Annotated in this window: 11 protein-coding genes; 8 read left to right on the top strand and 3 right to left on the bottom strand. The window is 28.8% G+C overall.

From position 1 onward, the window contains the following. Nucleotides 1-29: 29 nt before the first annotated feature. From hflX to KFW21_05605, 3 genes are all read right to left on the bottom strand, one after another. The gene (hflX, locus tag KFW21_05615; protein ID MDK2818908.1) at nt 30-1,154 is read right to left on the bottom strand and encodes a GTPase HflX; all 1,125 of its coding nucleotides are present in this window, start codon (nt 1,152-1,154) and stop codon (nt 30-32) included. Nucleotides 1,155-1,191: 37 nt separating this feature from the next. Further along, on the bottom strand, nt 1,192-2,871 hold the full coding sequence (locus KFW21_05610; protein MDK2818907.1) for a hypothetical protein: 1,680 nt from the start codon (nt 2,869-2,871) through the stop codon (nt 1,192-1,194). A gap of 150 nt (nt 2,872-3,021) precedes the next feature. Next, nucleotides 3,022-3,255 (bottom strand): acyl carrier protein, encoded by a 234-nt coding sequence (locus KFW21_05605; GenBank protein ID MDK2818906.1) that lies wholly within the window; start codon nt 3,253-3,255, stop codon nt 3,022-3,024. Between the two features lie 171 nt (nt 3,256-3,426). On the opposite strand from KFW21_05605, the gene KFW21_05600 reads away from it, so the two are divergent. The 8 genes from KFW21_05600 to KFW21_05565 all read left to right on the top strand — a co-directional run bounded on the left by KFW21_05600 (nt 3,427) and on the right by KFW21_05565 (nt 13,612). Then, nucleotides 3,427-5,130: a TrkH family potassium uptake protein gene (locus tag KFW21_05600; protein ID MDK2818905.1), complete on the top strand. Its 1,704-nt coding sequence runs from the start codon at nt 3,427-3,429 to the stop codon at nt 5,128-5,130. A gap of 88 nt (nt 5,131-5,218) precedes the next feature. Beyond that, on the top strand, nt 5,219-7,852 hold the full coding sequence (alaS, locus tag KFW21_05595) for an alanine--tRNA ligase (protein ID MDK2818904.1): 2,634 nt from the start codon (nt 5,219-5,221) through the stop codon (nt 7,850-7,852). 37 nt (nt 7,853-7,889) lie between these two features. Next, on the top strand, nt 7,890-8,360 hold the full coding sequence (locus tag KFW21_05590; GenBank protein MDK2818903.1) for a PTS sugar transporter subunit IIA: 471 nt from the start codon (nt 7,890-7,892) through the stop codon (nt 8,358-8,360). A gap of 143 nt (nt 8,361-8,503) precedes the next feature. Then, nucleotides 8,504-9,091: a hypothetical protein gene (locus tag KFW21_05585; GenBank protein MDK2818902.1), complete on the top strand. Its 588-nt coding sequence runs from the start codon at nt 8,504-8,506 to the stop codon at nt 9,089-9,091. Between the two features lie 10 nt (nt 9,092-9,101). Beyond that, the gene (locus KFW21_05580; GenBank protein ID MDK2818901.1) at nt 9,102-10,496 is read left to right on the top strand and encodes a hypothetical protein; all 1,395 of its coding nucleotides are present in this window, start codon (nt 9,102-9,104) and stop codon (nt 10,494-10,496) included. Next, nucleotides 10,465-10,680: a hypothetical protein gene (locus KFW21_05575; GenBank protein MDK2818900.1), complete on the top strand. Its 216-nt coding sequence runs from the start codon at nt 10,465-10,467 to the stop codon at nt 10,678-10,680. The genes KFW21_05580 and KFW21_05575 overlap by 32 nt, the downstream gene beginning before the upstream one ends. Nucleotides 10,681-10,704: 24 nt before the next feature. Continuing rightward, nucleotides 10,705-12,012, top strand: a complete 1,308-nt coding sequence (locus tag KFW21_05570) for a DUF4921 family protein (GenBank protein MDK2818899.1) — start codon at nt 10,705-10,707, stop codon at nt 12,010-12,012. Between the two features lie 109 nt (nt 12,013-12,121). Continuing rightward, on the top strand, nt 12,122-13,612 hold the full coding sequence (locus KFW21_05565) for a hypothetical protein (GenBank protein MDK2818898.1): 1,491 nt from the start codon (nt 12,122-12,124) through the stop codon (nt 13,610-13,612). Nucleotides 13,613-13,658 lie beyond the last annotated feature (46 nt).

Here is a 13,658-nt window from a genome sequence, read left to right as displayed (position 1 = left end):
TTAAAAAAACCTACATAATGTAGGTTTTTTTAATAATTCATCCAAGAAGGAATTTCTTGACCATTTTTTTTCAAAAATTTTATTGCTTCTTTGTGTAACAGTTCTTTTAAGATATCAATTCCATCTTCACTTTTCGCCGATAAAAAAATCGCTTCTGGAAATTTTACTTTAAGATTTACCAAAACTTCATTATCTAATAAATCAATTTTATTAAAAACTAATTGAATTGGAGATTTAATATCCATTTCATCCATCAGATCATTTGCTGTTTGAATTTTATCTAAATAAAATTCTGAAGAAGCATCCACCGCATGTAATACCAAATCCGCATAGGCTGTCTCAGCCAAAGTTGATTTGAAACTTTCTACGATTTCATGGGGAATATCTCTAATAAATCCTACAGTATCTGTCAAGACAGCAGGAATTCCACCTAATTTAAGTTGTCTTGTAGTAGTATCCACTGTGGAAAACAATTTATCCTCTATTAGCAATTTATCGCCAACCAATCTACTAGCTAGAGAAGATTTACCCGCATTAGTATAACCTGCTATCGCTACTTTAAAAACAAATTGACGCGATTTTCTTTTTTCTTCTGATGAGTGTTCTAACTGTTTTAATTCTTTTTTAAGAACTAAAATTCTATCATTAATTTTTCGTTTATCTGTTTCTAATTTTGTTTCTCCAGGACCTCTTGTCCCGATACCGCCACCAGAACGAGACATTGAAGCACCTTGACCCATAAGGCGCGGCAATAGATAAGATAATTGTGCTGTTTCTATTTGTAATTTGGCAACCTTAGATTGGGCATGAATAGCAAAAATATCTAAAATTAACTCTGTTCTAGTAATTACACGACATTCTAATATTTCTTCAATATTACGCGATTGCGAAGGACTTAGTGACATATTGAAAACAACGGCAGCTTTTTGATCTTCAGTTTTATCAAATAATAGATCAATTTCTTCTAATTTGCCTTTTCCTATATAATAAGTAGCATCTATAACTTTTCTATTTTGAATTACACTACCAGCGACAATGCCTCCAGCAGTTTTTACCAAACCTTCAAGCTCACGCATTGATTCTTCAACAATCTTAGGATCATCTTGCGGTAATTTAATTCCAACAAGAAAATAGATATGTTTATTATCTTCCATATTTACTCTTCCTACTTAAATATATAATTATAGTATACTACTTTTCTTGTGTTTTGTCAGTTAATTCTAATATATAATTTAATTGTTTACACAGTTCTAGAAAAAAGCAGAATTTCTTTTCTATATTATCAGCGTCTCTGTTGAGTATTTTTGTGTTTTTTAATAATATATTAGTATCATTTTGAAAGTCTTCTATAAATAAAACAACAAAATCACACAATTCTACTAATAAAGGTCGAAAATTTTTCACTAAAAGATTTGCTTTCTCATTAATATCATAAACCAAAACTTTTACTAGATATTTTTCACCTTCTGTGATTTTATTACCTTGCAAAAACATCATTAATTTTTTATTAGTTGGTAGTTGAGGGTGTACTTGCTGACAAAAATTTTCAAATTCTCTAACAAATGCAAATAATTTTTGATAAAGTTTATCCATTGAATCTTTGTGAGCCATTGTGAAATATTTTTCTGTTAATAAAAAACTGAAAAATGTCATAAACCATTTATTAATAGATTTCGTAAACCAAACTTTAATAGTAGCCAATAATATTGGATAAGAAAATCTATGTAGACCAAGAGTGCTTAATTTATCAGAATATTCTGATGTATAGACTCCTACTTCTGTTATCTGAACATTAAATATTTCGTTTGTTTTTTCAACAGTATCTTTTATCGTATTATTCATAATTTGCTGGATAATTATAGGAAGTAAATTGTCTACTCGTTCTCTCATTATGTGTTGAAATTTCTCAAAAATATTATCAGTATTGTGAATTAATTCCCGTCCCATTAAAGGATTATTATAGGATATATATATGAATTTCAAAATAATATCATTATCTTGAAAAATTTTTACCATGGAACTAATGTTTTTCCAAACAGTAGTCAGTTGGCTTTTTGACAAACAAAATTTTTCACTATTATAAAGTGCTAATGAATCTTGTAATTTTATTAATACTGTTAGTCCCTCATCTGTCATATTAATACTATTTATTAGATTATAAAATTCAATTAAGTAATGTCCAACAGCATTAATAGATACAGCATTCCAAGGTAACTCAGATTTTTTATCATCTAATGAAAGAGAAACATAAGGATGAAAGCGTCTCAAAAATTCTAAAATACTCGAATCATATATTTTGTACAAGGCTATCCACTCTGCATATTGTATATTTACTTTTGTAGAGTCTACAGGAGCAATATTTGCTAAATATTGCCGTATTTTTTTTATATTTATTTGAGAAAGATCAGTGTTATCAATATTATCAACACCCTTAGCAAGATTTTGGATAGTAAAAGGATAAGATTCTATAGAGCTATGAGTCAATAAAGTATGAAATATCAACTCTATAGGTGTAGGATTTTTTATATCTTTAGATATTTTATCAATACTAGCAAAAGTATCTTCTAAAATAGATTGGATAGTAAAAATGTTTTTTAATAGTATATATAAATTATCTGCAAATCCATAAGTTAATTTTTTAGTTTCATCATTATACCAAGTCGGTTGTAGTTGTACGACTTCTTTGCAAAAAAATTTTAATTTGCAATTAAAATAAAAATCATGTAATTTAGCATGATTGAATATTTTGATATATTGAAAACATATTTTTTCCCAAATTCCAAATTCTTCTATGATAGATTCGTAATCATCGTAGTTGCTTTGGTTTTTGTTAATTATATATGATTTTTTATAAACATCATTATTACTCATAATCTTCCATTCATTTGTAGTATTTTCATCAGTTGCAAAAAACTGTATGATATATTTATCATACAGTTTTAGTAATATTAATGCAAATATACGACATTAAAACAATAAAAATAAAAGTGGATCAACTTAGATCCACTTTTATTTTTTTATTTAACAATTTTTGTTAATGAAGTCTACAGCATCTTTAACTGTTTTAATTTTTTGGGCATCTTCGTCTGGAATATCAATTCCAAATTCTTCTTCTAAAGCCATCACAAAATCAACAATATCTAAAGAATCAGCTCCTAGATCTTCTATAAATGATGCGTTTTCTGTAACATCAGATCCACTAACGTTGAGTTTATCAACAATCAATTCTTTTATCTTGTCAAAAGTATCAGACATAAATACCTCCAAATGGTTTATAATAATATACAATTATAATACACTATATGATAATTTGCAAGATTTTTAATAAAAATCATCAACACTAGCCTCACTATATTTGTCAGTATTAAATATATAATTATTTATAAATTTATGTTATACTATACCATATCATTATGGAGAATTTCTGTGCATATTTTTTTAATAATTCTGAACTCTTTATCTATAACTCGTATTTCTATTTTATCAATTACTATTTTTTTTCTTGTTCAAGGTATTTTAGGGGTATCTATACCATTTATTATGCTATGGCTTAATCTTTGTTTGTTATTTATTTTTATTCATATGATTACAGAAATCATCCATTTTCATTATATCAAAAACTCTACTATTCTAATTTCTTTATTTTTAGCAGGGTTTTGGATTATTTTTATCAACGCATCCCACACTGCTATTTTTATTATTAATGATACTCTCAAGCTACAAACTTTATTTAATGCTATTACTATTAGTATCCTTAGCATTTATTTATACCAGAATCTCCGTCGTTCTTTTAGTATTTTTACTAATATCAAAATTAGTTTTCGTCTTTTAATCACACTATCATTTTTATTAGTAATTTCTATTGGAACTGTTTTATTAATGCTTCCTATAGCTACTCCCCCAATGTCACCTCGACTATCTCTAATTAATGCATTTTTCACAGCTGTTTCTGCAGTATGTGTAACAGGTCTTATAGTGGTAGATACAGCAACTTATTTTTCTCGTTTTGGACAACTGATTATCATAGGACTTATTCAAATTGGATCTTTAGGTTTGGTTACTATTACTACTACTATGGTTACACTTTTAGGAAGAAAATTATCACTTACTGGTCAATTATCAGCTAAAAATAGTGTTAGTGCTTCTGGAGATAATACACTAACTAATTATTTAGGATTTACCCTAGGTTTTACAGTTTTCATTGAGATATCTATAGCCCTTCTTTTATTCACACGATTTTCTAAAATTCTCCCTTTAGATGATGCTATTTTTTATTCTATTTTTCACGCTATATCTTCATTTTGTAATGCTGGATTTGCTCTGTTCTCAGACTCTTTAATGGGTTTTGATAATGATATTACGATCAATTTAGCTATTATGCTATCTATTATTATTGGCGGCTTGGGATTTGGGATTTGGTTAGATATCAAAAATAGATTTATCAACAGAGAAAGTAAATCACTATCTCTTCAAACACTTATCGCTATTCGCGTATCATTATTACTTATTTTTGTTGGAACACTAGGATTTTTTATCTTAGAAAAAAACAATACCTTAGTAAATTTACCTTGGTACAAACAAATACTTCGTTCTTTATTTGCTTCCGTAAATTTACGCACAGCAGGTTTTAATACTATTGATATCTCACAAACAAACGAAGCTTCTCGTTTGATGTCTTTATTATTTATGTATATAGGTGCCTCTCCTGGATCTACAGGAGGTGGAATAAAAACAACCACCTTCGTTCTATTATTAGCATATGTCAAAGCATCTCTCAATAATTCACCTGATTATATTGTTTTTGGAAAGAGAATACAGGATTCTCTTGTTAATCAAGCTTGGGCTTTAACTTTTAATTCTATTTCATGGATATTTTTTGTAACTTTAATTCTGTGCTATTTAGATAATATTAGTCTTTCTAGTGCTTTATACGAAACAGTATCAGCTTATGGTACAGTAGGCTTGTCTACAGGGATTACTAGTTCTTTGTCGCCTTTATCCAAACTTCTTATTTCTATTACCATGATTTTGGGACGCGTAGGACCAACTACTATAATGTTAGTCTTGATAAATACTTCTACCAAAATCAATTTAACACGTACACCCGCAGAAAAAATATCTATAGGTTAGAATATTTTATATTATTCTATAAAAAATATTTTCATTTTTATTATTATAAGTTATAATAATATATATATTGTAATATAGAGGCTTAAATATGAAGCAATCTTTAAAAGATTCATCTCTCATCAGACAAGAATTCATCGAATTTTTTCAAAATAAAGAACACACCGTCGTTTCTTCAGCTTCTTTGATTCCTGATAATGATCAAAGCTTACTTTTTACTAATGCTGGTATGAATCAATTCAAAGATGTCTTTCTTAATACTGGCTCAAGACCATTTACTAAAGCGGTTGATACTCAAAAAGTTATGCGTGTTTCTGGTAAACATAACGATTTTGATGATGTTGGTAGAGATACTTATCATCATACTTTTTTCGAAATGCTAGGAAATTGGAGCTTTGGCGATTATTACAAAAAAGAAGCAATTACTTGGGCTTGGGAACTACTCACCAAAAAATGGAACTTACCAAAAGAAAGACTATATATTACTGTTTATGAATCTGATGACGAAAGTTTTGATCTTTGGCTAAACGAAACCGATGTCGACAAAACACATGTATTAAAATATGGCAAAAAAGAAAATTTTTGGGAAATGGGTGCTACAGGTCCTTGTGGCCCTTGTTCTGAAATTCATATTGACCTAACATCAGATCTTTCTCAAAGCATTGGTAAAAAAGGTGTTAATGCTGATAATCCTTTGTTTATTGAACTATGGAATCTGGTTTTTATTCAATATAATAGATTAGAAGATGGGTCTCTTCAAGATCTTCCCTCAAAACATGTTGATACAGGAATGGGATTTGAAAGAATTACAGCTGTACTTCAAAACAAAACTTCCAACTATGATACAGATCTTTTTGCTCCTATTATTGAATTTTTGGCAAAAGATTCTTCTATTCCTTACCAAATTGGGTCTGAAGGCACTCCACATCGTGTTATTGCCGATCATATTAGAGCTTTGACTTTTGCTATTGGAGATGGTATTATTCCATCTAATGAAGGGCGTGGTTATGTTATTCGCAAAATATTACGCCGTGCTGTTCGTTTTGGAAGAGAATTAGGCTACAAAAAACCTTTCTTATATAAACTTGTAACTATTGTTGTTACTATTATGGGTGATGCTTTTCCTGAGATCAAAGACAAAAAATCTTCTATTGAGTCAGTAATACGCTCTGAAGAAGAATCTTTCTTTCGTACCTTAAATAAAGGATTTGACAAAATCAAAGAATTAATTCACCTCGCAAAATCTTCTCATAACAAAGTAGTAAGTGGAGATGATGCATTTTTATTATATGATTCTATGGGATTTCCTATTGATTTTACAGAACAAATTCTGAAAGATGAGGATCTTACTTTTGATCAAGATCGTTTCGATATTCTCATGCAAGAACAAAAAAAAAGAGCTAGGTCAGCTTGGAAAGGCGATGGAATTAATTTTGATGCGTTTGGAAAGATTGCTCAAACTGATTATCTTGGTCATGATTTATATCAAAGCGAAGCAAGGATCATTGGTCTTGTAAAAGAATCTAACAAAGTTATGTCTTGTACCATAGGTGATGATATCGCTCTTGTTCTTGATAAAACTCCTTTTTATGGTGAAAAGGGAGGGCAAATTGGTGATAGTGGTCTTATCAAAATCGATGAAGAAAATATCATAGAAATTTTTGATACGAAGATTTTTCACGGAAAATATATTCATCTAGGAAAAATATTAAAAGGATCTTTTAAAGAGAATGATCTTATTCTAGCTATTGTAGACAAAAATAGAAAAAAAGATATTGCACGAAATCATAGTGCAGCTCATTTATTATTCAAAGCCCTGCGTCTTGTCTTGGGAGATCATATTGCTCAAGCTGGATCTTGGGTTGGTGATAATAGAGTAAGAATCGATTTCACTCATCCCAAAGCTATTTCTTCTACAGAATTAGCTCAAATTACTACCGTTATTAATAAAGATATTATTGCTAATTATCAAACTAATATCATAGAAATGCCTATTGATCAAGCGAAAGCTAGTGGTGCTATTGCTGCTTTTGAAGAAAAATACGGAGATATTGTTCGTGTCGTTACTATAGGCGATTCTATAGAATTATGTGGTGGTACACATATATCTTCTACAGGAGAAATTGGTATTCTAACCATTATTAATGAATCATCTGTATCCGCTGGTACCAGACGCTTGGAAGCATTGGTAGGAAACACAGCACTAGATTATATTAATAATTCTTTGACATTAGAAAAAAATATTGCTCAAACACTAAAATGTGCAACTCATGATATTTTCGAAAAATTAAATAAAGTGCTTGAAGAATCCAAACAAAAAGATAGAGAAATTAAAAAATTAAATATCCTGTTAGCAAAAGGATCTTTTACCGAATTACAAACTAAAGCACATATTATTAACTCTAACACAATTATTATTGCTGAAGTAGACTTGGCTCTCATTCAAGATCTAGGAGATTATTTCAAGAATTCTATAAAATCTGGTGTATTAGTATTAGGCGCTCAAAAATCTGACGGTGGTGCGGTAATAAATGTTATTGTTTCAAAAAATTTAACTAATATTATAAACGCTGGTGATTTAATCAAAGAAATCGCTCCTATTATTGAAGGTAATGGCGGTGGAAAATCAGATCAAGCTATGGCTGGTGGTAAAAACGGAGCAAATTTACAAGATGCACTAACAAAATCATTCAAAATTATTAACAATTCCATCTCTAAAATATAAAAAATAACTATCATTCATTGATAAATTGGAGGCTATTATGCTTTTAAAAGACATTCTTACAGATGAAGCATTTCAAATAGGAATAAATTCTTCTAACAAAGAAGGAATAATTCAAGAAATTGCTAATTTTTTTGAAACAGCTTATGGTCTAGATAATAAAACTATTTTTACAGCTCTCTGGAATAGAGAACAAAAAGGCTCTACAGGCTTAGGAAAAGGTCTCGCTATTCCTCACGCTCGTATCCCAAATAGTGGTTCTATGAAATTAGCAGTGTTCTATGTAGCTAATGGCAAAGATTTTCAATCTTATGATGGTATTCCTACTCAATTATTTGTTGCAGCAATTATTGATGAAGATACGCAGGCTCAAGAACAATTAGAAATGCTTAAAATTATTGTAGAAACTTGTGAAAAAACAGATCTTATAAAAGCACTAAAAGATGTTCATAGTAAAGCTTCATTGAAAGATATTGTTATTCGTCGTATTACTGAAATACAAAATAACTAATTTTTTAGAAAAGGAATATAAAGATCAATTATAATACTCTTCTAATCTGTTTTTATCTGTTTTCATTATTTACTTCATCTTATAGTCAAGTAAATAATGATACTAAAGCTATAGATTCTGTCAAGAACGATAGGGCACAAACTGTGCTTCCTGATTCTCCAAATTTAGCTCCTTTATTGCCTGAGCTTGGAGAATTAAAAATAAAATACTTAACAAAAAATATTACTCATCATGAATTATTTAGATTGGCAAGTTTTTATTTGTCGGAACAACTTTATCAGTATGCTGCAGAATTATATGGTCATTTTTTAGAATTGAATTTAGATGAACCTATATATCAACAAAGAATAGCGATTGCTTTTTATAATAGAGCATTAGCATTGTTTTCTTTAAAATTATATTCGTCTGCTTTACCTGAATTTCAACAAGCTTATGAATATAATAACAAACTCCACGATGCTTTAAGAATGATAGGGACAATTTATTTTATTAATCAAGATAAAGAAAAGGCTCTTTCTACTTGGAAGGAATATCTACTTATAAATATTACTCCAAGTTCTGAACGCAGTTCTGTAGAACAAGCTGTTACTTTATTATCTGATCCAAATTTTTCTTTTGCTCAAGAAGAATTGAATAAAACACCTAAGTTGCCAAATAATACCTGGCCTTTCTTGAGGCCTGACATCATTCCTAATCCCGATTCAAAATACGAAAAAAAGAGAATTATTTAATGAGATATCTATGTTTGAAAATATAAGTTACTTTATTGCCACAACTATTATTATATTAATTGTAGTTGTATTTTATTATTATTATATTATTATACCTAATAGAAACGATCAGCTTCAGGTATTTCTTGAAAAAGCAGAATATGATAAAGCTGAAATTCTTATTCTTGATGTAATAAAAAAAGAACCTTCTAATATAGAGATGTTAGTAACTTTAAGTGATATATATTGGATAACTGAAAAAAAAGAACAAGCTGTTAAAATTTTTGAACATATAATAACTATGTCCAAATTATTACCTATTTATGCAAATATTATATTATTTCGATTGGCAACATGGTATACAGAAAAAAATTATCTTGTAGAGGCTTCTAAAACTTTAGAAAAATTATTACTTTTAGATCCAAAAAATACACAAAATCTTACCCTATTAGGTGATATTTATTATAAAAAAAAAGATTTTAACAAATCTATTGCTATCTATAAAAAAGTAATAGATTTAAATGTAAATGATCTTCAAGCCTGGAAAGAACTCGCATATATTTATTTTTTCTTAAAAATGTATACAGAAGCTTATCAAGCTTTTTCTCAACTTATCAAACTTGATCAAATAAATCCTGAATATGTATTTAAATTAGCTGAAATTTGTATGATTTTGAATGATTTTGACAAAGCTTTAACATATTTTGAGCGAATAAATAAATTTAACGATCCTCTGTTTATCTTTAAAGCTACAAAAAAAATAGCATATATTTATCAGCAACAACAAGACGATGATCAATATGTACTTGCCTTAGAAAAAGCTCGTTTTCTTATCACAGGAAATCCCAATTTACAAATTGAACAAGAAGAAATTTTAGATATCTATTATCAATTAGGAGAATTCTATTCATCTAATAATCATATTCATCTAGCATTAAAAGAGTGGGAAAAAATATTACAAATCAATAAAAATTATCGTGATACTACAGAAAAATTTGAAAAATATTATACTAGCCAATTAAATGATTTTTTTACAGATATGCTTACCCATAAAGATGATGAATTGGTAAAAATCATTTCTAATTTTATCATATCTATTGGTTATAACATAGACTCCATTCAAAGTTTTGGTGCAGAAGCGTTTGATTTTTTTGTTTCAGAATCCTCTGCTAAATGGCGAGATATTAGAAGAAGAAAAACACTTATATCTTTTTGGTGTTCTAATCGACCTCTTCCTGTTGATATACCTATTCGTTTAGGTATATCAGCCAATTCTAAAGGATTAGCTAATATTTTTATCATTTCTACAGGCCCTGTTTTTTCAGAAGAAAGAGCTAATCTCAGTAAAAAATCTATTATTGTTTATGATCAAAATAACATGCAGGAGCTTATGAATGCTAGAAAAAAAATCCTCACCAACAACTAAATCTTGCGTCTTATTCACTGTTCTTTTTTTGAGTTTTGTAGCCCTTATTAGTATATTTACTATTTATGAATTTGTAACTATAGGCAATCCTTTTATGGATCCTGTTACTCCTAATATATTATGGGGATCTATTTTTTTAGTAACATTTTCTTTTGCATTTCGCTATTTCAATACAAAAAAATAATTATATTATTAAAGAAAGGTGTTTATGAAAAATCAACATTGGATTTCAAAAGATAATTTTGGTATAGAAAATTATTATCACCCTATTTTTGATCAGCATACTATCTATAGTCCTTGTAGAACCGCTCCTATTTTTATATTTAATGAAAATCCTGTCAATATAAATCCAACGACTATAGGATTTGAAGAACATTATTGCCCTTTTTGTTTAGGGCAAAATTTTTTAACAACTCCTGAAAAAATAAGAGCAATCAAATCACAGGATCAAATTTCTTATCTTGAATATCCTACGCTACAACAAGATACTCAAGATGTTTTATTTAGAAGACAAGCTAATTTATTTGAAATTATTAGTTATAATTATTGGCAAGAAAAATATCATATCACAACCACGCAGAAAGATATTCATAGAATGGATTGTGCCTTTGATAATTCTCAAATAAGAAATTCTTTTGAAAAACTTCTTCAACTAAAATTACAAAAAAACAATCAATATCTTGAAGATTTTTCTATTACTGAACAAAAAAAAATGTGTGAATATTTTTATAATGGGTTTCACGAATTATTAACTTCTGGAAGACATTATTTACCAAAAGCATCGAAGTCTTCAGAATTATTACATTCTGGTTATATATCGTGGCAAGATCATCGAATATCTTTTGAGATGATTTGTAATGCTATTACAGATATGCATACACGAAATCCATTTTTAAGCTTTGTTACCGTATTTCAAAATTGGCTCTTCAAAGCTGGTGCATCCATTGAACATTGGCATAAACAAATATTAGGTATTGATTTTTGGGGACATATTCTTTTACGAGAAGCGTCTCTTACTAAAAAAAACCCAACTTTCTATAGAGATTTTGTTTGTACTACTATTAATCAGGAAAATTTATTGATCGCTGAAAATACACATGCTCTTGCATATGTAGAAATAGGTGGCAAAACAGGGCAAATTACTATTTGTTCCAAATCACAAAACTTAAGACCTCAAGAACATAGTTTAGAAGAAATACATGCTATGAGTGATTTGTCTCATGCTATTTTAAATACATTTAGCCCTCTCACACCTTATAATGAAGAGTGGTTTTATACTCCTTTTAATCAGCAAGAGTTTATTACTCCTTGGCGTATTATTATCAATTTACGAACTAATACTAATGCTGGCTTCGAAAATATTACACAAAAATTAATTAATCCTATTACCCCTAAGTTATTTGCACAAACCATAAGGGATCTTATGAGAACAAAAAAACATCAAATTGCTCCTAATATTATTATTGGATCCAAACCTATCACAGCAAATATATTTCAATATATATTCAAAAAGTAATCTTTTCATAAATTTTCTATTTTTTACTTAGTATGATATAATTAATAAAACAAATGATTATAAGGAATATAATATACATATTTTTTTACTTATTCTCTTTTCTATTAATGTGTTGCATATTTACGCTCAAGAACAAATTTTTGAAAAAAACAAAATAGTTATTCAAGACGCTGTTGGTGATATACAAACTCGATATTTAAATTCGCATGTATGGTCGCCCATAACTGCGGGAATTTCCATATCACCAAATAGTTTTGTCCGATTGAATTCACCTAACAGTACTATTGATCTCAAATATCCTGATGGTAGCTCTATACGATTAATAGGAATGGGATCTTTCTTCTTCGAAGATGTTTCACAAATCACCAATAATATCTATCAAAGTAAATTATTAGTTTTATTTGGCAGATGGGTTTATCAATCTCATCCTGATTACAAATCACGTCTTATCATAAACACAGATATTACTACAAGTGTCATAGAAAATGGTATAGGAGCTGGATTCTTTTATAATGGAACTAATGAATTCGTACTCAAAAAAGGTAGAGGTATTATTAGTTATAGACAGCAAAATGCTAAAGCTATTGTATTAGATGAATATCAATATATTAAATTTAATGTTTTAGATGGCTTCTTTTTTCCTAGATTAGCTACAGATCAATTATTCAAACAATATCTTATATTTTCAAAAGAAAATTCTGCTACTAATATGCCTAAAAATTCTAATAAGTTGAATCTTTTATCATATATGAAGACTATTAGTTCAGCTAAACAAAACGATACTACTGTTAAAAAAAAAATACTAATAAATGAAGAAATTGATATTACGCAATTAGATAATTTAAAAAATATGACTTTTAAACAAAGATCAGATTTTTTACAAGTAACTATTGCAAGTAGAAGAAAAATTCCTGAAAAAACTATTCCTATCGAAGTTCCTATCGATGACAATCCTATCATTCCAAAATATTTACTTACAGATATAAATATTAAAGACTTTAAAATTAGTGTGAAAAAAAAACCTGTGGTTAAAAAACCTGTGGTTAAAAAACCTGTGGTTAAAAAACCTGTGCGTCCTATATACAAAGCTCCAACAAGGAAACCAACCCCTGCAAAACCAAAACCAAAACCAAAAGTTGTAGCACCAAAAAAAAATGCAAATGATTTGTTAAAAGATTTAAATAAAAACTTTAAAAAAGAAAAACCTAAGCCTAAGCCTGTCACTAAACCTAAACCTGCTCGTATTGTTGTAGAGAAAGTTGCACCCCCTAAACCTAAGCCTAAGCCTAAACCTGTCGTGAAACCTAAACCTGTAGTAGAAGAACCGAAGCCAACTCCTAAAAAGCGTAGGCGTAAAATTAAAAAACCAATTGAACTTATCGAATTAGAAAATATTCCAGAACCTGAACCTGCGCCTGAGCCAGAACCTGAAGATATACCTATTCCTGATACGATTTTAATACCTGAAGAAACTTATCAAGAAAGATCCTCTCCTCAAATAATTGAAGATCCTCATGATCCTAGATATAATGAATTCAAAATTGAAAGTTTAGATGATCTATTAAATAGTGAATTTTCATCTGTTCTTTTTGGTTTATAACATTAATAAATCAAAAACCATGTAATCTAAATAATGACCTTATATT

The organism is Spirochaetota bacterium (assembly GCA_030154445.1).
Classification (GTDB): domain Bacteria; phylum Spirochaetota; class Brevinematia; order Brevinematales; family Brevinemataceae; genus Brevinema_A.
The sequence above is the reverse complement of the archived record's forward strand: the minus strand, read 5'-3'. Positions and strand labels throughout refer to the sequence as shown.